Origin of the sequence: Ensifer sp. SL37 (genome assembly GCF_026672675.1) — a bacterium.
GTDB classification, from domain to species: Bacteria; Pseudomonadota; Alphaproteobacteria; order Rhizobiales; family Rhizobiaceae; genus Ensifer; species Ensifer adhaerens.
Window position 1 is genome coordinate 275,497 of sequence record NZ_JAPPRN010000007.1, and the last position, 19,899, is coordinate 295,395.

18 protein-coding genes and 4 pseudogenes are annotated in these 19,899 nt (G+C 61.3%); 19 read left to right on the top strand and 3 right to left on the bottom strand.

Annotation, left to right across the window (positions count from 1 at the left end):
* Positions 1–5 precede the first annotated feature (5 nt).
* From OVA00_RS33375 to OVA00_RS33420, 10 genes and pseudogenes are all read left to right on the top strand, one after another.
* Positions 6–1,934, top strand: coding sequence for an ABC transporter substrate-binding protein (locus tag OVA00_RS33375; RefSeq protein WP_268090513.1), 1,929 nt, complete (start codon positions 6–8; stop codon positions 1,932–1,934).
* 75 nt (positions 1,935–2,009) lie between these two features.
* The gene (locus OVA00_RS33380) at positions 2,010–3,047 is read left to right on the top strand and encodes an ABC transporter permease (RefSeq protein ID WP_268090514.1); all 1,038 of its coding nucleotides are present in this window, start codon (positions 2,010–2,012) and stop codon (positions 3,045–3,047) included.
* Positions 3,044–3,916, top strand: coding sequence for an ABC transporter permease (locus OVA00_RS33385; protein ID WP_110819581.1), 873 nt, complete (start codon positions 3,044–3,046; stop codon positions 3,914–3,916). The genes OVA00_RS33380 and OVA00_RS33385 overlap by 4 nt, the downstream gene beginning before the upstream one ends.
* 34 nt (positions 3,917–3,950) lie before the next feature.
* Complete coding sequence (locus tag OVA00_RS33390) at positions 3,951–5,627, top strand: serine hydrolase domain-containing protein (protein ID WP_268090515.1); 1,677 nt, start codon at positions 3,951–3,953, stop codon at positions 5,625–5,627.
* Between the two features lie 7 nt (positions 5,628–5,634).
* Complete coding sequence (locus OVA00_RS33395) at positions 5,635–6,729, top strand: aminotransferase class I/II-fold pyridoxal phosphate-dependent enzyme (protein ID WP_268090516.1); 1,095 nt, start codon at positions 5,635–5,637, stop codon at positions 6,727–6,729.
* Positions 6,730–7,100: 371 nt separating this feature from the next.
* Positions 7,101–7,901: a M55 family metallopeptidase gene (locus OVA00_RS33400; RefSeq protein ID WP_034800685.1), complete on the top strand. Its 801-nt coding sequence runs from the start codon at positions 7,101–7,103 to the stop codon at positions 7,899–7,901.
* A 151-nt stretch (positions 7,902–8,052) separates the two neighbouring features.
* Positions 8,053–8,304: pseudogene (gene repC, locus OVA00_RS33405) on the top strand (replication initiation protein RepC); the annotation flags it as partial.
* Between the two features lie 136 nt (positions 8,305–8,440).
* Positions 8,441–8,830: an antitoxin Xre/MbcA/ParS toxin-binding domain-containing protein gene (locus tag OVA00_RS33410; RefSeq protein ID WP_029742583.1), complete on the top strand. Its 390-nt coding sequence runs from the start codon at positions 8,441–8,443 to the stop codon at positions 8,828–8,830.
* Positions 8,827–9,345 (top strand): RES family NAD+ phosphorylase, encoded by a 519-nt coding sequence (locus OVA00_RS33415; protein ID WP_112773047.1) that lies wholly within the window; start codon positions 8,827–8,829, stop codon positions 9,343–9,345. Before OVA00_RS33410 ends, OVA00_RS33415 begins: the two co-directional genes overlap by 4 nt.
* A 244-nt stretch (positions 9,346–9,589) precedes the next feature.
* Entirely contained in the window at positions 9,590–9,796 is a 207-nt protein-coding gene (locus OVA00_RS33420) for a cold-shock protein (protein WP_112773046.1), read from the top strand.
* Positions 9,797–9,922: 126 nt separating this feature from the next.
* On the opposite strand, the pseudogene OVA00_RS33425 reads toward OVA00_RS33420, so the two are convergent.
* A pseudogene (locus OVA00_RS33425) lies at positions 9,923–10,216 on the bottom strand (Mu transposase C-terminal domain-containing protein); the annotation flags it as partial.
* Positions 10,217–10,226: 10 nt separating this feature from the next.
* Between OVA00_RS33425 and OVA00_RS33430 the strand changes: the two are divergent.
* The 3 genes and pseudogenes from OVA00_RS33430 to OVA00_RS33440 form a co-directional block, all read left to right on the top strand.
* Positions 10,227–10,367: pseudogene (locus tag OVA00_RS33430) on the top strand (IS256 family transposase); the annotation flags it as partial.
* 168 nt (positions 10,368–10,535) lie between these two features.
* Positions 10,536–11,246, top strand: a complete 711-nt coding sequence (locus OVA00_RS33435) for a DUF938 domain-containing protein (protein WP_268091134.1) — start codon at positions 10,536–10,538, stop codon at positions 11,244–11,246.
* Between the two features lie 111 nt (positions 11,247–11,357).
* Positions 11,358–12,197, top strand: coding sequence for a molybdopterin-dependent oxidoreductase (locus tag OVA00_RS33440; protein WP_268090517.1), 840 nt, complete (start codon positions 11,358–11,360; stop codon positions 12,195–12,197).
* On the opposite strand, the gene OVA00_RS33445 is transcribed toward OVA00_RS33440, so the two are convergent.
* A protein-coding gene (locus OVA00_RS33445; protein ID WP_090429178.1) for an IS5 family transposase occupies positions 12,128–12,882 on the bottom strand; the annotation gives its coding sequence in 2 pieces (ribosomal slippage) (positions 12,128–12,549 and positions 12,549–12,882; 756 coding nt in all). The genes OVA00_RS33440 and OVA00_RS33445 overlap by 70 nt on opposite strands.
* Before the next feature lie 79 nt (positions 12,883–12,961).
* Here OVA00_RS33445 and OVA00_RS33450 point away from each other — a divergent pair.
* Complete coding sequence (locus OVA00_RS33450) at positions 12,962–13,345, top strand: hypothetical protein (protein ID WP_268090518.1); 384 nt, start codon at positions 12,962–12,964, stop codon at positions 13,343–13,345.
* Between the two features lie 38 nt (positions 13,346–13,383).
* On the opposite strand, the pseudogene OVA00_RS39855 reads toward OVA00_RS33450, so the two are convergent.
* Positions 13,384–13,834 (bottom strand): annotated as a pseudogene (locus OVA00_RS39855) (pyrroline-5-carboxylate reductase); the annotation flags it as partial.
* Positions 13,835–13,952: 118 nt separating this feature from the next.
* Here OVA00_RS39855 and OVA00_RS33460 point away from each other — a divergent pair.
* The 5 genes from OVA00_RS33460 (at position 13,953) to OVA00_RS33480 (ending at position 19,898) form a co-directional block, all read left to right on the top strand.
* Entirely contained in the window at positions 13,953–14,951 is a 999-nt protein-coding gene (locus tag OVA00_RS33460; RefSeq protein ID WP_268090521.1) for a LacI family DNA-binding transcriptional regulator, read from the top strand.
* A gap of 41 nt (positions 14,952–14,992) precedes the next feature.
* Entirely contained in the window at positions 14,993–16,294 is a 1,302-nt protein-coding gene (locus tag OVA00_RS33465; protein WP_268090522.1) for an ABC transporter substrate-binding protein, read from the top strand.
* A 76-nt stretch (positions 16,295–16,370) separates the two neighbouring features.
* On the top strand, positions 16,371–17,303 hold the full coding sequence (locus tag OVA00_RS33470) for a carbohydrate ABC transporter permease (RefSeq protein ID WP_268090523.1): 933 nt from the start codon (positions 16,371–16,373) through the stop codon (positions 17,301–17,303).
* Positions 17,296–18,189: a carbohydrate ABC transporter permease gene (locus OVA00_RS33475; protein WP_268090525.1), complete on the top strand. Its 894-nt coding sequence runs from the start codon at positions 17,296–17,298 to the stop codon at positions 18,187–18,189. Before OVA00_RS33470 ends, OVA00_RS33475 begins: the two co-directional genes overlap by 8 nt.
* Before the next feature lie 2 nt (positions 18,190–18,191).
* Positions 18,192–19,898 (top strand): GH32 C-terminal domain-containing protein, encoded by a 1,707-nt coding sequence (locus OVA00_RS33480; RefSeq protein ID WP_268090526.1) that lies wholly within the window; start codon positions 18,192–18,194, stop codon positions 19,896–19,898.
* Position 19,899 lies beyond the last annotated feature (1 nt).

Sequence of the window (19,899 nt, forward strand, 5' to 3'; positions counted from 1 at the left end):
CAACGATGAAACGCACCTTAGCCCTCGCTCTCTGCCTGGGGCTCGGCATCGCGGCTGCGCCCGCTATGGCCGAGACCAAGAACCCCGGCACTTTCGTCTTCATGTGGACCGATGACATCCAGTCGTTCGATCCGGCCTATATCGCCAACACGCCGAGCTCCTACGGCACGCTCAACATCTACAGCCGCTTGTTGAACTTCAACGGCTCGAAGATCTCCGAGTTCGTGCCGTCGCTCTCGACCGAAGTACCTTCGCTCGAAAATGGCCTCATCAAGCAGGCGGCGGATGGCTCGGTCAGCTACACTTTCCCGATCCGCAAAGGCGTTTCAGCCCACAAGGTCGGGATCAAGGGTGCCGACGGTAAAGTCACCTGGGAGTACTACGACAAGCTGACGGACGCCCAGAAGGCGACGATCGAGCCTGGCTACGGCCAGATCACGCCGGAGGACGTGCGCTATTCGCTGTTGCGCGCCATCCTTCAGGGGCAGTCGTGGATGTCGAACGCGATCACCGAGGTGATCACTGCCGGCAAATATACCGACATCGCCAAGTGGGTTGAGGCCGAAGGCGAGGTGAAATCCATCAACGACGCCAGCCCCGAGATCCTGCGCAAGGTCTATGACCAACTCGCCTCGCAGATCGTCGTCGATGGCGATAATGTTACGCTCAAGCTGCCCAAGTCGTTTCCGGCCACGCTTGGGGTGATCGCGCTGCCCTTCGGCACTTCGGTCGTCGACAAGGAATGGGTTGCATCGGTCGGCGGCTGGGATGGCTCGGGCGACACCTGGAAGGCCCACTACCGTCCGGAACTCGGTGCCAATCCGCTGTTTGCGGAAGAAAATGGCACCGGGCCGTTCATGCTCGAGGAGTGGGACCGGACCGACCGGCGCATCACGTTGAAGCGCTTCGACAATTACTTCATGGGCCCCGCCAAGCTTGAGCGCGTGGTCATGCGCACGGTGCCGGAATGGACGACGCGGCGCCTGCAGCTTCTGTCCGGTGACGCCGATTTCGTCACGGCACCCGTCGAGTTCATCGACGAACTCAGCAAGACCGAAGGCGTCAAGGTCATCGACGGCCTGCAGAAAGTGTTCTCGCGCGGCATCTTCTTCGCCTGGCCGCTCGATGACAACGACAATCCGGCGATCGGCAGCGGCAAGCTGGATGGCGCCGGTATTCCGCCGGACTTCTTCGCCGATATCGATGTGCGCAAGGGCTTCAACTACGCCCAGAATTACGACGCGCTGCTCACCCAGGTGCTGCTCAACAAGACCGTGCAGTCTCGTGGGCCGACGGTTCGCGGCATCATGGGTTACCGCCCGGATTCACCTGTCTACAGCTACGATCCCGCCAAGGCCGAAGAACACTTCAAGAAGGCATTTGACGGCAAGCTCTGGGATACCGGCTTTGCCTTCACCGCCTATGTGACTGAAGGCAACCCGCAGCTGACGGCGGCACTCTCGGCGCTGCAGCAGGGCCTGTCACGCATCAACCCGAAGTTCAAGATGCAGATCCAGGCGCTGCCTTGGGCATCGGTATCGGACAAGCTCAACAACCGCGAAAAGCCGGCAGCACCCTTGACGGTGATGGGTTGGGGTCCTGACTATTCCGACCCGGGCGGTCCGCTCGGTGCCGCCAGCTACTATCTCTCGCCCACCGGCCTCGTCGGCGGCATGGTCGGCCAGGGCTATCGCGACCTGATGGCGGAGAAGTTCAAGCCGCTCCTGGATGAAGCCTGGGCATCGGTCGATCCGGCGGTTCGCGAGCCGATCTACGCCAAGCTGCAGGAGATGTCGTACGAATACGCCACCACCCAGTTCCTCTGGGAGGACTTCGGCTACGTCGTCACACGCAGCAATATCGATGGTTATGTCGACAACATGATCCTCTACGGCGCATGGGACTTCTACCCGGTCACCAAGGCCAACGATTGACTGGCCAGGGCTGCCGGTGGCAATCCCGCCCGGCAGCCCTTGTTTCATTTTCCCTGAAATCGGAACGTGTGAACCGTGCTGAACTACGCACTCAGACGATTGATGATGCTGCCGATCGTTCTCTTCGCGCTGTCGTTGATGATCTTCGCGCTGCAGATGTCGCTTTCGCCGACACAGAGACTGGCGGCCTACGCACCGTCGCCCGATTATCTCAAGGGCGGTCAGGAAAGCATTCGCCGGATGATCGAGCAGTACGGGCTGAACGATCCCTTCTATCTCCAATATGGCCGCTGGATCGGCGGCGTTCTCAGCGGCAATCTCGGCTGGTCCGAGACCGCGCGCCAGCCGGTGTCGACGGCGCTGATGTCGCTGTTTCCGGCGACGCTGGAGCTGGTCGTGCTCGCCTTCGTGCCCTGTCTGCTACTCGCCATCTACCTCGGTTCGCGTGCCGGCATCTATCTCAACCGCTGGCCCGACCACGTCATCCGCATCTTCACCATTCTCGGCTGGTCTTTTCCGGTTTACGTCTTTGGCCTCTTGATGCTGCTGATCTTCTATTCGGCGCTTGACTGGTTTCCGCCCGGCCGGCTCAGCCAGTGGGCTCAGACCATCGTCAGTTCCGGCGATTTCGTGCGCTACACCGGCGCCAACACCGTCGACGCGCTGCTCAACGGCAACCTGGCGATCTTCGGCGATGCACTTCGTCACCTTGCCGCGCCCGTCATCACGCTGACCTATGTCAACGTCGCCAGCATGACGCGGGTGATGCGCACCTCGATGCTGGAAACGCTTCGCCAGGACTACGTACGCACCGCCCGCGCCAAGGGCCTGCCGCGCCGCGTCGTCGAATTGCATCACGCCAGGCGCAACGCGCTTTTGCCGCTTGCAACCATCGCCGGCATGGAACTCGCCGTGATGATGGGTGGCGTGGTCATCACCGAGACCATCTTTGACTACGCCGGGCTCGGCCAGTTCGCCGCCAAGACCGCTGCCAATCTCGACTTTCCCGCAGTTCTCGGCTTCGGCCTCTATTTCGCGGTCGTCCTGGTGCTGATGAACCTGGTCGTCGATCTCATCTATCCGTTGCTTGACCCGAGGGTGAAGACGCAATGAAGTTTCTTCGTTACCTCGCACGAAATCCGGTGTCGCTGTTCGGTGTCGTGATCCTCCTCGCCTTCGTGCTGATCGCCGTCTTCGCGCCCGTTCTGGCGCCGCCGCAAAGCTTCCAGCTTTCTCCCTACGACACACCGCGAGCCGGCTTCCTGGCAACGCCGCAACCGCCTTCGCCGGAGGCCATATTCGGCACCACGCAAGGTCAGTACGACATCTTCTATGGCGTCGTCTGGGGTACGCGCACGGCGTTCAAGATCGGGCTCGGGGTCGTGGCGATCTCCGTGCTGATCGGCACGGTCGTCGGCGCTGTCGCGGCCTATTACGGCGGCGTCGTCGAGGAAGTGCTGATGCGCATCGTCGACGTGTTCATGGCCGTGCCCTTCCTGATCGCCGCCATGGTGCTGACGGCGTTGCTCGGCAAAGGCATCGTGCCCATCACGATCGCGCTGACGACGTTCGGCTGGATGAGTTATGCCCGTATCGTTCGAAGCGAGATCCTGAGGATCCGCGAGATGGATTACATCCACGCAGCCAGGAGCTACGGCGCCAGCGATCTCAGGCTGATCGTCCTGCATATCCTGCCCAACGCCATGTTCCCGGTGCTGGTTCTCGCGACGATGGCGACCGGTTCCATGGTGCTGTCGGCCTCAGCGCTCAGCTTCCTCGGCGTCGGCACCGAAGAAGGGTATGCCGACTGGGGCCAGTTCATCGCCTATTCACGCAACTGGATCGTCGGTCAGCCCGGCAATCCCTTCCAGTTCTGGTACACGCTGGCCTTCCCCGGCGCGGCCGTCTTCCTCTTTGTACTCTCGTGGAACCTGGTCGGCGATGCGCTGCGCGACATGCTCGACCCACGCCACGCCCATTGAGACCCAATCCCTTTACGACCAAGGAGCATTTTCCATGTCCCCTCTGTCTGCTGCTTCCATCGAGCTGTTCGAGGATCTGATCCGGTACGAGGTCGAGGACAAGGCGATCCCGTCGATCTCCTACGCCCTCGTCGATCGAGACGGTGTGCTTGCCGAAGGCCATGTCCAGCGCCATGACCGCCATTTCGACATGGGCAAGGACACGTGCTTCCGTATCGGCTCGATCACCAAGACCTTCACCTCGCTGGCGATCATGCAACTGGTCGAAAAGGGCCTTGTCGATATCGATGTCGACGTCGCGACCTACCTGCCCGGATTCAAGCCGGCGAACCCGTTCGCTGGCGCCGAGGGCGGGCCTCACGGCTCGGTCATCAGCCTGCGCAAGCTGATGACCCATACGGCCGGGCTCGTGCGCGAACCCAAGAGTGGCCACTATCTCGACGCGACCCGTCCTCCGCTGGAAGACACGGTCGACGAGCTCGCCAGCTCGACCTTGAAGCAGGATCCGAGCCTCGGGGTGATGCATTACTCCAACGCCGGCATCGCCGTCGTCGGTCGGGTGATCGAGGTCGTCACCGGCCAGAGCTATTCCAACTATGTCGCTGCCAACATTCTGAAACCGCTCGGCATGGACAGTTCCTCCTGCGGCATGGCGCCGGGCATTCGCGAGCGGCTTGCGCCGGCCGACATGTGGACGCTCGACGGCGATACGCCGGCGCCGGTGTTCAGCCTGGGCGGCTCGCCGGCCGGCAACATCTTTTCCACCACGGGCGATATGGCACGCTACGCCCAGTGCCTGCTGCGCGGCGGCTTTGACGCTGAGGGCAATTCGATCATCTCGCCGGCGTCGCTGCGTGAGATGTGGACACCGTTCGGCAAACGTCCGGCCGGCCACGACAAGACGCTCAACGGGTATGGCCTGTGCTTCGGTGCCGGCGACGTCGACGGCTGGACCTCGGTCGGCCATGGTGGCGCCGTCTATGGTTATGCTTCGCAGATGATGCTGTTGCCTGCCGCCGGCGTCGGCGTGCTGATCTTTGCGACCCTTGATTTCGCCAACCAGATCGCCTCGCGGCTCGGCGTCGACGGCGTGCGCATCGTTCTTGCCGAGCGCAAGATGGGCAAGATGCCCGAGCGGACACAGCGTCCGCCGGAGATCCCCGAAGCGCAGTTCAAGACCCTGCCGGGCTATTACCGCGACGACGCCACGCAGGAGATCGTCGAGGTCAAATCCAAGGACGGCAAGATCTACCTGATGGGCGAGGGCGTTCCGCACCGGATCCGTCCCGTTGCCGGCAACGATTTCGTCATCGACGGTCGCATCTACGGGCGCGGCGCGGACTATGCCCATATGAACCTCTCCTTCCCGGGAGCCGGCAAGCTCGTCTGGCGGGATACAAGCTGGACGCGCATAGAGACGCCTGAAGACGAGACTGTGCCCGACGCCATTGCGCCGCATCTCGGCGAATACGGGCCGGACTTCAACATCACCTACCTGACCTACAGCCATGGCGACCTGAAATGCCTAATCGAGTACTTCTGCACGCACACATGTGAGCCGGTGGAGGAGGGACGCTTCCGCATGCATGGGCGGCTTTACGAAGACGAGATCCTCGAACTTGATGCCGTCGACGACAACGGCAAGCGCGGCATTCGGGTCGGGCCGATGTTCCTGGAGCGGCGCAGCCCGTCCCCGACCGAAGCGGCGTGACCCAAACATGACCGCTCCAATCAAGATGGAGTCACCTCTTGGCGCCCGCATGTTCATCGGCGGGCGCGAGGTCGACTATTATTGCGGCACGTCGTACTTCTGCCTGCATGGCCACTCCGAAGTGATCGAGGCGGCCTGCGAAGCGACCAGGCGCTACGGCATGGGGCCGGGGACGCTCGCCCATATGCAAGTCTATGCCGACTTGCAGGAGCGGTTGCGCGACTGGTTCGGCACAGACGAGGTCGTCTACATAATTTCCGGATACACCAGCCCCATGGTGTTGCTGCAGGGGCTGCGCGACGAATTCGATGTCATCTTTATGGATTGCGCAACGCATTACAGCACCCGTGACGCGAGCCCGACGCTCGGCAAGCGGGTTCACGAATTTCGGCATGCCGATCCGGAGGATCTTGCTGCGCAACTGTCGTTGCATGTGAAGGCGGGCGAGCGGCCGGCGGTGCTGACCGACGGCGTCTTTCCGTCATCCGGACGGTTGGCGCCACTTGGGGATTACCGGCAGGCCATGGCCCCCTATGATGGTGCGCTGCTCTGCATCGACGATTCCCACGGTGTCGGCGTTCTTGGTGAGACCGGCCGCGGATCGCTGCAGCACGCGGGGCTCGAAGGCGAGGGCAACTATCTCGCCGGCACGATGAGCAAGGCGTTCGGCGCGCTCGGCGGCATCGTTCCCGGTAGTGCGGATCTGGCCGCCAAGATCGCGGGCAATGCGATGATCATGCGTGGTGCCTCGCCGGCGCCACCGGGTCTTGCAGCCGCTGCAGCCGCATCGTTGCGCGTTCTGCAGGCGACACCGGAAAAACGCGCCAACCTCGTTCGCAACGTCAAGCATATGCGCAGCGGGTTGCGGACCCTCGGGTTCGACGTTGCCGACACGCCGGTACCGATCGTCACCATCAAGGGCGTCACCGACCTCGAACAGCTGCGCGATCGTCTGGCGGAGCGCGACATCATCGTCAGGGTGCAGCAGCCTGGTGGTTATTCCGACGCGTCAGATGTTGCGACCATGCGGCTTGCGGTGTTTTCCGAGCACACGGCCGATCAGATCGAACGGCTCCTGCGGTCGATGGGCGAACTTCTCTAGACCTGCGTGTGGAGTTCTCACCGACGTTGGCGTCGGCGAGAACTCCGCGCTAGCGACCGTGCACGCACGCCTGCTCGTGAGGGAGTTATCCATAACCGATTGAAATCTCGTGAGTTAGGCGATTCTTGCATGGAGTTTTGCCCAAATTGAATTGGCCTGTGGCGGCGAGCTGCACCAATGTTCCGTTAAACGACATGCAAATCGCCGATCACCGGTCAGACGTGCCTCGCCGATAACCAAGTCTGCCAAAGTGGCCGCTGAAGCCCCCGCGGTTGGCGGCGCCCATCGCGTTGGTTGGCCTTCGCGATGCCTGCCTGAAACGACCGCATCTATCCCGCTCTTCCCGATTTGACCGATAGAGGAACCCACCCATGAAAGTTTTCATCTCCGCTGACATCGAAGGCACCGCAGGCATCGCGCAATGGGACGAAGCCGAGCGCACCCATTCCGACTGGACCGAATTTCGCGCCCTGATGACCGCCGAGGTGGTCGCTGCCTGCGAGGGCGCGCGTGCCGCCGGTGCGACGGAAGTCGTGGTGAAAGACGCCCATGACAGCGGTCGCAACCTCATCCTCGACCGCCTGCCGGACTATGTCCGCATTGTGCGCGGCTGGTCCGGCCATCCGGATGCGATGATGTTCGGCCTCGATGCCGGCTTCGCGGCCGCGCTCTATACGGGCTATCACTCCAAAGCGGGCAGCGAGGCAAATCCGCTCGCCCATACCTCCACGATGCGCATCTCGCGCCTGCTTTTGAACGGAGAGGTCGCCTCGGAATTTACCGTCAACGCGCTCTGTGCCGCCGGTTACGGTGTACCGTCGGTCTTCCTTGCCGGCGATGCCGGTATTTGCTCTGAGGCGCGGGCGATGGTGCCGGGGCTGAAGTCCGTGGAAACACTGGAGGGTAAAGGTCGTTCGACGACGTCGATCTCGCCTGCTTGGTCGCGCCGGCTTATTCGTGAAGGCGTGGCAGAAGCGCTGTCCGGCGATTTCGCTCAGGTGCTGCCGTCCAGGGCCGAGCGCTACGAAGTGGTGATCGAGTTCAACAATCCGACAGATGCCTATCGTGCCGGCTGGTATCCCGGTGCATATGCGCACGGTCCTCGCGCCGTCGCCTTCAAGCATGCGGATTTTGCGGAGATCCTGCGAGCGCTGGTCTTCCTGAAAGCCTGATCAAGGGCGGGCTCCAGTGCCTGGACGTCGCGGGATAGAGCCACTGGCCTTGATAGGTAGCAACGCGCCGAAACGGGCGCTTTATGATAACTGAGTTCAGCAACAGATCTTCACCAAACACCTGCCGCAGCCGGACCTTCAGGTAGGTGGGATGAGTAGGCGAGTGGTGGTCCGATCGATGCTGGGCGTCAGTCCAAGCGCCTACCAGGACGCCTGCGAGGCGATGAGGCCGGAAAATGCGGCTGCGACAATGGCCTGTATTCTCGAAGGGGCAGGGCACATCAACTCGGCCGGCGGATATCTGCGCAATCTGACGGACAAGGCGCGGCGAGGGGAGTTTTCGCTCGGTCCGGTGTTGATGGCTCTGTTGCGGGCGAATCCAGTGGCTGCTCGAAGCGCCTAGCGAACGGCTCTTTGGGGGTGGCAGTGGCTTGAAACTTCTCGCTACCCCGGCGAATCTGTCGTAGTCGCTTGCGTTACCGTCAATAGAGTCATATATTTCGCACAATAAATGAGTTGCTGGATATGGCGGAATGATCATGCCTCAGGTTCTGAAATCTTTAGAGCACAGCGGTCCCTTGGTGCTGTCCTATATGGATCGCTCGGGAAAGATCGCTGTGGAACGGGTCGCAACCGGCTTCGGCATGTCTAAGAGCCAGTTGGCCGAGACGGCGGGGCTAGCCCGCGAAACACTGTATAGAAGTGAACGTAGCCTGGGCGCGAAAACGCAGAGCCGCCTTCGGGAAATGCTGGAGATTATCAGTCGTGTCTCAGATTGGGCCGGTGGTAAGGAGCAGGCAATGGCTTGGTACCGGGCCCAACCTCTGCCAGCTTTTGGCGGGCGTACGCCCGAGGCTCTCGTAAAAGACGGCAAGGCCGCGGCGGTGCGAGATTACCTCGATCATATGGCCCTCGGGGGCTTCGCTTGAGGTTTGTGGGCAATTGTTACCGTGCGCACGATCCACGCTGGGCTTTCAAACCGGTTTCAGGAGATGGCGCGGCTATAAGAGGCGCGCGGTTCAACCCAAAAGGCGTGCCAGCTCTCTATCTCGCCCTCAGTGTGATGACGGCGGTAAAGGAAGCCAATCAAGGGTTTGCCCATCGCATCGACCCTTGTGTACTTTGTTCCTACGATGTCGACTGTGATGACATTGCGGATCTTACTTCTGAAGTTGGTCGGGCCTCGAATTCCGTTTCGGTGGAGGAAATGGCCTGCAGTTGGGCCACCACGCTTTCCGAAGGAAGGAGACCCCCATCCTGGTCGATATACGATCGACTCAAGGCGAGGGGCACGGCAGGCATCATAGTACCCAGCTTTGCGCCCGGCGCCGAAGAGGGAGATCGAAATCTGGTGCTTTGGAACTGGGGCCCCAACCTGCCGCATAAAGTGCAGGTACACGACCCAAGTGGTCAGCTTCCGAAGGATCAACTGTCCTGGGATTAGGCGCATCGGCGCAATTAACGCGTTCAGGCCCTTTACGACTGCGTCTTGATCTTGCAGCCATATTACGCCCGCTCTACCGTGCTTACAGCAAAGGTAAGCAACCAAGATCCGGAATTTTGGTCCGGTGCGATAGACGCGACAGCTCGCATGCTTTTCGTTGACGCCGGAACCGTCTACTAATGTGAGCGTATCAGTATCATTCGAGCCTATCGGTCCGACACGACGATGATCAAAGGAGGATACTTTGGCAACCGGTACAGTAAAATGGTTCAACACAACAAAAGGCTTCGGTTTCATCCAGCCGGATGACGGAACTGCCGATGTGTTCGTCCACATTTCCGCGGTAGAGCGAGCTGGTCTACGCGGACTCAACGACGGCCAAAAGATTACCTATGAGCTGGTGAAAGACCGCAAGTCCGGCAAGATGTCGGCGGACAACCTCCAGGCCTGAGCGCATTGCGATTCTGCAGCTTACTGCATGCAGTGTTTGCTCTGCTCCAGCGGTGCCTCTTGGCCGGAACCCGCCGGTATGACCGGCGCTTTCAGGTGATCAGCCGGGCCGCGCGACCTTGTTTTCGCTCAAATCGGTCGGCGTATGGTCGATCTGGCAGACGTCGAGTGGGTGCGGTGCGTGGATATAGCCTGGTCGCGGTTTTAACCGCAGCAGGTGCTTTGGATTGGCCGACCGCTTTCTGGCGATCTCTTCAGGCGAAAACAGCGCCGGGATGCGCCGGGCAATGGTGACATAGGACGGCAGGGCAAGACCAGCCTCTTCACAGCGCGCACGGATTTCGGCGACGACCGGTGCGAGAGGAGGCGCCTCGAGCGTCAGCCATTGCTCGCGCAGTGTCTTGCTGATGATTGCCTCGATGCCTTCTGACGCCATCGTCCGCCTCGCCGGCGCGACCCTGCTCGAGCAGAACGACGAATGGGCTGTCCAACGCGCCAGATACATGACGCTGGAAACCATCAGCCAGATGAGCGATGATCCGCTCATCAGCCTGCCAGCCGTGGCGCGCTGATCATCCCGGCCCATGCCGGAGAACGCGGCGACCAAAGCCGCCACTTACACCACTCCCTGGGACACGATCCCGAACGCAGCACCGACGACCCTTTGTAAGTCCGCAATCCTTGATTTCAGTCATTTCAGCTATAAGGTGGAGGCATTGCCCAAAGGGGATTACAGGCCAATGCTCCCAGAGAAGAAGGACCGTTCGCCTGTTGCGCTGGAACAGCGCGACGTCAGCGCCGACCAGCGCATGTTCTCACCTTCCGCTGCGCGAAATTCGGCGCCGATCCTCGCGGTCCTACAACGTGTCCTTCCAACACGTGGCACCGTGCTGGAGATTGGATGCGGGACCGGTGAGCACGCCGTGTGTTTTGCGGGGGCAATGCCAGACATCACCTGGCAGCCGAGCGATCCGGATGCCGACGCCCGCGCCAGTACGTCTAGCTGGATCAAATTCTCAAGGCTGAAGAATGTGCTGGCACCGCGGGATATTGATGTGTGCTCAGGACAATGGATCGTCGAACAAACGGGGCATTTTGACGCCATCTTATCGATCAATATGATCCACATCGCGCCATGGACGGCAAGCTCAGGATTGTTCGAAGGAGCTGGCCGTTTGCTTCACGATGGTGGGCTTCTCCTTCTCTACGGTCCCTTTACGCGCGACGGCGTACACAACGCCCCCTCGAATGCTGCTTTCGACGCCGCTCTAAAGGAGCGCAACCCATCCTGGGGTGTGCGTGATATCGCTGACCTTGAACAATTGGGTGAGGCCGCTGGACTTGTTCTCCGCGAGACGATCGAGATGCCTGCCAACAACATGTTGCTGGTCTTCTGCAGAGGTACTGTCTCAACGACAAGCCGGCGCGAAAGAGATGTGACCATGCAGTAAGCTGCCGTCCGAGGTCGATGCTCGAAACGTGCGGTATAGGCGAGAATGCAGCCGAAGGCGGAACGCGACAGGCGCACTGCGCGGGGTGTGATCTAACCGGAACCCGCGGGGATGGATACCGAGGTTGTGCTTTTGGAAGGAGAGACGAGAACGATGCCGACACCAGAGCAACCCAGCCTGATAGTTCGACAAAAATCCCCACAGAATACCGAGTTTCCATTTGCGTCGCTCTCCGATTTGCTGATCCCAACCGAGCTGTTCTTCGTGAGAAACCATTTCCCCTCGCCGGACCTCGATGCGCGAGACTGGAGATTGCGCGTTGACGGGGCGGTGGCGCGGCCGCTCGAACTTGACCTCGACAGCATCAAGGCGATGCGGAGCACTACCTTGACTGCCGTCGTCGAATGCGCCGGGAATGGCCGCGTCTACTATGTGCCACCGAAGGAGGGGTTGCAGTGGCAGAACGGAGCCGTCGGCAATGCTGCGTGGACAGGAGTTCTTCTCAGCGAGATACTGGAAATGGCGGGCGTTAAGCCTAACGCGCGTGAGGTCCTGCTTGTGGGCGCAGACAGCGGCGTCGTCGACACGAACAAAAAAACGGCTTCTCCTGGCCCCATCGCTTTTGCGCGCAGTCTACCGCTTGAGAAGGCCATGGCGCACAGCACGATCCTTGCCCATTCGATGAACGAGGAGCCGTTGACGCGCGATCACGGCTACCCGCTGCGCGCGGTTGTGGGTGGCTGGTTCGGCATGGCTTGGGTCAAGTGGATCACCCATATCACGGTTTTGGAACAACCATTCCTTGGATACTGGCAGGCGCGTGAGTACTTCCGTTGGGAGCGCAACCTCGGGGAACCGAGCCTAGGGTCAGGACTCGTTAATTACAGCCAGAAGATGACGGAAGCTGCGATGCAGATTGCTGAAAAGAAGGTGTGGGCGCATCGGTCGTAGCGAGTTGCGATGCGTCTCCAATCCTTGAGTTTGGCGAATAGGTTCTCGACCTTGTGTCTGCGGCGATAGAGAGCTTTGTCGTAGGCGTACGGTTTCGTCCGGCTTTTAGAGGACGGAATGCAGGGCTCGATGCCCCTGGCGAGGAGCTCTTCGCGGAACCAGGTGCTGTCGTAGCCCTTATCGGCGATGAGGCAATCGGCCTTGGGTAACGCGTCGAGCACCATCCGGGCGCCCCTGTGGTCGCTCATCTGACCCTCGGAGAGCAGCATGATGATCGGTCTACCGTCATCATCGCAAACGGCATGGAGCTTCGAGTTCAGTCCGCCCTTGGTTCGCCCGATACGGCGGGGAACATCCCCTTTTTTAGAAGGCTTGCCGCGGTGCGGTGGGCCTTCAGATGTGTCGCGTCGATCATGATGCGCTCAGGCTGAGGACCTTCGCCGGCCAAAGCGGCGAAAATCCTGTCGAACACGCCGAGCCGGCTCCAGCGAATGAAGCGGTTGTAGAGCGTCTTATGTGGCCCGTACTGCGAAGGTGCATCCTTCCACTGCAGACCATTGCGGATCACATAGACGATACCACTGACAACGCGCTGGTCATCGACACGCGCAACCCCGTGTGAAAGAGGAAAATGTGGAGAGATGCGAGCCATTTGGCGCTCGCTTAGCAGAAACAAATCACCCATCAGAACCTCCTTCAACGGAGACTCTGAATCACATCTCAAACGAAATTAATAGGTCCTGACCCTAGTCCCCCTCACGGAGATGGAGGTCAAAGCGCAGATCGCGCGACCCGTGCAGGGCGCGCGTCTCATCGCCGGCCAACCCTATCGAATTTTCGGAGCCGCCTGGGGCGGCGAGGCTGCTATCCGGCAGGTTCAGGTCTGCAGCGAAGATGGTAGTGGCTGGCGCGAGGCAAACCTCCTCGAGAAAGAAAGTCCCTTTGCATGGCGCTTGTGGGAGTACATGTGGACCCCTGAAAAGGTGGGGCAATACAAACTGCGATGTCGCGCGATCGATGCGGCGGGGCGCGTGCAGCCCGACCAGCAGCGTTCCGACTTCGAGAGCTACGCGGCCAATTGGATCGTACCGGTGGAGGTTACGGTCGTTCCCGAGCCGCAGGCCTATGAGGAGGAATTCGTGATCTAATCAACCGCATGGGGCGAAATGGCGGCGAGTGTCACCTGTTAGCGGTTGTTGATCCGCTCGAACACTCTGTCGAGCGCTCGCGTCAGCGCTTGGGTTCCGCCCCTTTCGTCGAAGTCCCGGAACACCTGTTCGTTGGGGCCGCTCTTGGTGGCAAACTCGCGGCTCAACTTGACGAAATCGACATCCTTGCCTTGCGTGAAGTGCCGATTCGGAACGATCGGCAAACAGGGGCACGAGATAGGCGCGGCCCTTTTCTTCCGGCAGGCCATTTTGGGCGAGCCATTCTGTCGTGCGGTGTATGATGCCGAAATAGGTGGCCATCAAGGCGCTGGCTGCGGCGAGAAGGTCATATTCCACCTTGCTCTTGCATTCGACGGCGTTGCCGGGCACGTCGAAGATCGCCGCCGTCGCTTGGTCCCCAGGGAAGACTGCCGTGACGCCTTGGCCACGGGCAACGAAGGGCAGAGGGGTCACTTGGGTCAGATGGGCGCCTGCGACGAACCAGCGGTTTGTCGGCGAAGTCGCAAGGACCCGTCGGCTGCGCTTGACAAAAGACCGCGGTTTAAACTATAGGGTAATCGATAACCCAGCGGAGTTCAGGAGCATCGTGGCAATCTCGCTTTCTGACATTGCGGAGCGTGCAGGCGTCTCGGTGAAGACGGTCTCCGGCGCATTGCACGGCGGCTCCGCGCGCATGTCGGACGATACCCGCCAGAAGGTGAAGGCGATCGCCGAGGAACTGGGTTACGTGACCAATCTCGCCGCGCGCGGTGTGCGTCAGGGATGGCTACCGCTGGTCGGCGTCGTTTCTGATGGCCTCATCACTTCGCCGTTCGCCACCGAAATCGTGCGCGGGCTCGATGGTGCTGCGCGCAGTGCAGGCATGGCAGTGTTTGCCGTCAACCACAGCAGTGGACAGTCAATCGGCTCGGTGGTCGACGAGGTGCAGCAGTTCCGGCCGCGTGCCGTTGCCTACGCCGCCATGTACCACAAGGACGTCGATCTGCCGCCGGCACTCGCGGGCTCCGTCGGCGTGATGATCAATTGCCGTGAGGCATCCGGGCGCGTCACATCACTGGTCCCCGACGAAGAAGGTGGGGCGAGCGAGATCGTGCGTTACCTGCTGGCCTCTGGCCGCCGCCGCATCGCCTTCATCAACCTGCCGGGTATCCTTGCCGGGGCGCTACGGGAAAAAGGTTTTCGCGCAGCCCTTGAAGAGGCGGGCATCGAACCGATTGGTGTGCTTCCGGCCGTGCGCCGCAGCGTTTATAGCGACCGCGCTCCGAGTCTCGTCGCCTCGCATGTCGAGACATTGCTGGCCACCGGTCAGCGGCCGGACGCGATCCTGTGCGGCAACGACCGTGTCGCAATGGAAGTCTATGCAGCCCTTGCGCGCGCCGGCCTTAAAATCCCGGACGACATTGCGGTGGCCAGCTTCGATAACCAGGTCGAGCTTGCCTCGCGGCTGGATCCGCCGTTGACGACGATGGCCCTGCCGCACCGCGCGATGGGCCGCCTGGCCATGGAGATACTGCTCGCCGGGGAACCTCAGCCGCCGCATCTGCGCAAGCTGCCGTTTCATCTCGTGGAGCGGGCATCGGTCTGACAATCGGCATTTTCGTCGAACTGAATAGGAGGAGAAGATCAATGACAACTTATCTGGGTAATCGTTTACTTAGCGCGCTTTTCGCGTCGTCCGCACTCTTGTGGACCGCCGGTTTTGCAGAGGCAAAATCCGTCATCCATGTGATGCACCAGGGCGATCCGGGTTGGGTGAAGGCCTATGGCGACGTCGCCAAGCGCTTCGAGGAAGCCAATCCCGACATCGACGTCGAGATGATCTACGCGCCGCACGACGCCTATAACGAGAAGTTCAGCGCCGCCGTCATGGCAAAGCAGTTGCCCGACGTGATGGAACTCGACGCGCCGTTTCTCGCTAACTACGTCTGGTCGGGCTACCTGCAGCCCATCAAGCCACTCGTCGACAAGGATGTCCTCGACGACATGACCGGCTCGAACATCGCTCAGGGAACCTACCCGATCGACAAGGACCTCTATGCAATCGGTCTCACTGACTCCTCGGTCGTTCTCTACGGCAACAAAAAGTATCTCGAAGCCATCGGCGCACGCATTCCGAAATCCGTCGACGATGCCTGGACGCGCGAGGAATTCGAAGGCTATCTCGAAAAGCTCTCCAAACTCGAAGGCGTGAAGTGGCCGATCGACACGTTCCGCGGTTACGGGATCAAGACCGAGTGGATCACCTATGCCTACGGCCCGCTGCTCGAAAGTGCGGGCTGCGACCTGATCGATCGCAAGGCTTGGAAGTCGAGCGGCACGCTCGACAGCCAAGCCTGCGTCAAGGCGCTGACGATGATGCAGACCTGGGTGAAAAACGGCTGGGTTGTTCCGACCTCGTCCGGCACCAACCAGTTCTATGCAGAGGGGCAGCCGGCAGCGCTTGCCATGGGTGGGCACTGGTTCTACGCCGAAGCTGCCGCTGCGATGAAGGACAACATCGTCGTCATGCCGCTGCCGAAGATCGGCGAAAAGGGCGTCAGCCCGAACGGCACCTGGATCTGGGGTATCTCGGCGAGCTCCGAAAACCCTGAGGCCGCCGGAAAATTCCTGAGCTTCCTTCTGAAGGACAAGGACTATCGCGACTATGCAAAGACCCAGTCGGCCTATCCGGGCCTGAAGAGCTTTGCCGCAGAATCCCCGCTCTACGCTGAAGGCGGGCCGCTTGCCGTCGCCTTCGAGCAGGCCTCGAAAACCGCCGTCGCCCGTCCGCCCCACCCGGCCTATCCGACGATCACCTCGGCCTTCATGCAGGCGGTCGACAAGATCTTCAATGGCGGTGATGCGCAGGAGGCACTGACGGCTGCGGCCAAGAAGATCGATCAGGACATCGAGGACAACGCCGGCTACCCGCCCTTCGACGAGCAGTAATAGGGCGTATTTTGCAGGGCCGTCCCGCTGGCCGGCCCTGCGCCATCTTGGGAGGATGAGCGATGAGGAGGAGACCATGACCTTGCAACAGACGTCCACGGCCGCGCTGCCACGCCCCGCCAGGCGGCGCGACCGGCAGCGGTTCTGGCAGGAGGTCGCGATGATCGCACCGGCCGTGCTGCTGCTCGCCATCTTCCTGATCACGCCGTTTCTTCTGTCCTTCTGGACGGCGATGACCAACCAGCCGCTCGTGCCGCGGCCGACGCCGGTACGCTTCGTCGGCCTCCTGAATTTCCAGCGGGTCTTCACCGATCCGCTTTTCTGGACGTCACTCTGGAACGTCACGCGCTTCACGGTGTGGGTGCTGCCGGTCCAGTGCGGCCTTGCCTTCCTGACGGCGTTGCTGCTGCACCAGAAGTTGCCGATGCAGAACCTTTTGCGCGGCATGTTCTTCCTGCCGGCGATTACCTCGATGGTCGTGGTCTGCGTGATCTGGGGCACGCTCTTTCAGTATCCGAGCGGTCCGCTCAACCAGATCGTCGGTTTCTTGTCCGGTGGCATGATCCAGCCGATCGACTGGCTCGGCGACCCGAACTGGGCGATGTTCTCGATCGTGCTGCTGTCAGCCTGGCAGGCCTATGGCTTCCAGATGATCATTTACCTCGCCGGCCTGCAGGGCATTCCGGACGAACTTTACGATGCCGCCCGCATCGACGGGGCGAGTGCGCTGCGCCGTTTCTGGCATGTCACCATGCCAGGCCTGCGTCCAACCCATGTCTTCGTTCTGGTCATCACCACGATCCAGGCCTTCAAGCTCTACACGCAGGTTGCGATCCTGACCCAGGGCGGCCCGAAGGAAAGCACGGAGACCGTTGTGCACTACATGGTGCGTGCGGGCTTCGAGGAACAGAAGCTCGGATACGCATCCGCCGTCTCCGTCATTCTCTTCGTCATCGTTCTTCTGATCGCGCTTCTCCAGCGCAAACTCCTGAGGCGCTTCGATGTCTGATCTCGTGCTCAGCCAGCCAGCCCCGCTGGCGATCCCCCGCGGCAACAGCAAGACGGGCCTGCGTATCGTCCAGACCGCCTGCATCTTCATCATCGCTCTGGTGATGATCTCGCCGCTCTTCATGCTGCTGATCGCCAGCCTCAAGGATGACCGTTTCCGCATCCTTGCGGACATGGGCAGCTTCCGCGCCTTCTGGGTCAGCGATCCGACCCTGTCGAACTACCGCGAGATCGCCAACTTTTCGGGTGAACTTGCCTATGGTCGCTACCTCGTCAACTCGCTGGTGATCCTCGTCGTCACCGTCGTGTCCGGGCTGATCATCAATTCCATGGCGGGCTTCGTCCTTGCCTGGGGGTCGCTTCGCGGCAAGGCGATCCTGCTTGCCCTCGTGGTCGCGCTCTACGTCATCCCGCAGGAAAGCATCATCATGCCGCTCGTCGTGATGATGTCGCGGGTGGGCCTGACGGATACGTTTGCCGTGCAGATCCTGCCCTGGGTGGCAAGCCCGCTCTATGTCTTCCTGTTCTACCAGTTCTTCGCCCAGCTACCGAAGGAACTCTACGAAGCTGCGGAGATGGATGGCGCGTCGGCGTTTCGCATCTACCGGTCGATCTACATGCCGCTCAGCCTGCCGGCGCTTGCGACGGTCTCGATCCTGATGGGGATCGAGAGCTGGAACCAGTATCTGTGGCCGACGCTGGTCACCCAGACCGACTATGCCCGGCCGATCTCCGTCGCGATCGCCACCTTCTTCGGACAGGACAGCATTTACTGGGACCGCGCCATGGCCGCGTCCGTGCTGATGATGATCCCTGTCCTCATCCTTTACCTCGCCTTCCAGCGCTGGTTCGTAAGTTCGTTCGTCGGCTCCGCCGTGAAAGGTTGATTATGACTTCGCAGACAAAACCCGCGAGCCCCGTGCTTGAAATCGTCGAGGCCGAACTCCCGGCCGGGACCGTGCTGCATCTCTGGCTGAAGGCGCGCAAAATTGGCGACGAGGCAATACTGTCCGTCACCTTAGACCGCAGGGAGATTGCCGGTCCGTCCACGTGCCGCGCCGGGGAGTTCGAATTCTTCGCGGTGACGCTCGAGGCGGGTGGCCGCACGGTGCTTGCCTATGATGCGGAAACAACCGCGCTCTCCGTCGCCTATGCGTTCCACCCGCAGACGGTAATGGAGGAGGGGATCCGCGTCCTCCATTGCGACGTCCGCACGGCGCCGCCGGAGGTTCCCGGCAGCTACCACTTCCGCCCGCCCTTCGGCTGGATGAACGACCCGAACGGCTTCGGCCGGTTCAAGGGCCTCGGCCATCTCTTCTACCAGCACTATCCGCATGGCTTGCGTTGGAACACTATGCACTGGGGCCATGCGGTCTCCAAAGATTGGATCCGCTGGACGCACCTGCCGATGTTCCTGTTTCCGGCGGACCACCTGTCGGAAAAGGACGATGGCCGTGGCGGCGCCTTTTCCGGCTCGGCCGTCCCCGTCTCCGGGACGGAGGGGGATGACATCCGGGTCTTCTACACCGAACATGTGCGAGATCGAGAGCCGGAGGAGCAGATCCAGCTCTCGGCCGTCAGCCGAGACGGCATCGTTGCCGGCCCGTCCGAGGTGATCCTGCCTATCCGTCCCGAGGGCCTGAACCTCACCGCTGATTTCCGCGATCCCTATGTGTTCAAGGGCCCGGACGGCCGCTGGAAGATGCTGCTTGGCAGTCGCGACCGATCGGGCGGTGTCGTCCTGCTTTACGAGACGGCGGATCTGCAGGGTGCCACGGGCTGGACCTTCCTCGACATCATCCATCGCGAGGACGGTTTCGGCATGACCGCAGCGGAGTGCCCGTGCATGCTGCCGGTCGGCGGCATGGCGGATGATCCGGAGACCCGCTGGGCGCTGATCTTTGGCCTGCTCACAAGCCGTGACCCGGCCACCGGCCGGCGCAACCTCACATCCGTCACCGTCGGCCGCTTCGACGGCCGGGCGTTCACGGCCGAATTCGAACAGGAACTGGATTTCGGCTCCGACGCGTACGCCTTCCAGGCCTTCGTCGACGGCGACGAACCGGTCGGCATCGCCTGGCTTGCCAACTGGACAGACTTTTCCAAGAAGGACGATTTCCCGACGGCGATGACCTTGCCGCGTCGCTTGCTTCTCGATGGGGGTGCCGTGTTGACGCCGCCGGTCGCGGCAGTGGAAAGCCTGCGCCACAGGCTGCTCGATGAAACAGCCCTTGCTGCGGGCGAAACGGTTCCACTCGAAAGCGGTGCGGTTGAGATCGTGCTTGCACTGCCCGAGGCCGGCGCGGCTTTCGAGCTCGTCCTCGATCACCCGGATGTCGCGTTTGGCGTCAGGCTCGATGACGAGGGCCTTGCAATCCTCTTCGATGCCGGTACCGGCAAGCCGCCACCGCGATATCTGGCGTCAGGCGCCAGACCTTCGCAGCTGCGCATCTTCCTCGATGCGGGCTCGATCGAGGTCTTTGCCGACAACGGCCGCTGGACAGGCACCAAGCGCATTCCGGGATTTGCCGCCGCGCGATCGGCAAGGCTGACCGGCGCCGTCACGGGCGCGAAAATCTGGCAACTCAAGCTTTGAG

What these genes read in the sequence shown, in the direction of transcription:
- OVA00_RS33435 (WP_268091134.1), top strand. Translation starts at nt 10,536, where the DNA reads ATGCTCCCAGAGAAGAAGGACCGTTCGCCTGTTGCGCTGGAACAGCGC.
- OVA00_RS33440 (WP_268090517.1), top strand. Translation starts at nt 11,358, where the DNA reads ATGGATACCGAGGTTGTGCTTTTGGAAGGAGAGACGAGAACGATGCCG.
- OVA00_RS33385 (WP_110819581.1), top strand. Translation starts at nt 3,044, where the DNA reads ATGAAGTTTCTTCGTTACCTCGCACGAAATCCGGTGTCGCTGTTCGGT.
- OVA00_RS33410 (WP_029742583.1), top strand. Translation starts at nt 8,441, where the DNA reads ATGCCTCAGGTTCTGAAATCTTTAGAGCACAGCGGTCCCTTGGTGCTG.
- OVA00_RS33375 (WP_268090513.1), top strand. Translation starts at nt 6, where the DNA reads ATGAAACGCACCTTAGCCCTCGCTCTCTGCCTGGGGCTCGGCATCGCG.
- OVA00_RS33475 (WP_268090525.1), top strand. Translation starts at nt 17,296, where the DNA reads ATGTCTGATCTCGTGCTCAGCCAGCCAGCCCCGCTGGCGATCCCCCGC.
- OVA00_RS33470 (WP_268090523.1), top strand. Translation starts at nt 16,371, where the DNA reads ATGACCTTGCAACAGACGTCCACGGCCGCGCTGCCACGCCCCGCCAGG.
- OVA00_RS33480 (WP_268090526.1), top strand. Translation starts at nt 18,192, where the DNA reads ATGACTTCGCAGACAAAACCCGCGAGCCCCGTGCTTGAAATCGTCGAG.
- OVA00_RS33465 (WP_268090522.1), top strand. Translation starts at nt 14,993, where the DNA reads ATGACAACTTATCTGGGTAATCGTTTACTTAGCGCGCTTTTCGCGTCG.
- OVA00_RS33390 (WP_268090515.1), top strand. Translation starts at nt 3,951, where the DNA reads ATGTCCCCTCTGTCTGCTGCTTCCATCGAGCTGTTCGAGGATCTGATC.
- OVA00_RS33400 (WP_034800685.1), top strand. Translation starts at nt 7,101, where the DNA reads ATGAAAGTTTTCATCTCCGCTGACATCGAAGGCACCGCAGGCATCGCG.
- OVA00_RS33395 (WP_268090516.1), top strand. Translation starts at nt 5,635, where the DNA reads ATGACCGCTCCAATCAAGATGGAGTCACCTCTTGGCGCCCGCATGTTC.
- OVA00_RS33450 (WP_268090518.1), top strand. Translation starts at nt 12,962, where the DNA reads ATGGAGGTCAAAGCGCAGATCGCGCGACCCGTGCAGGGCGCGCGTCTC.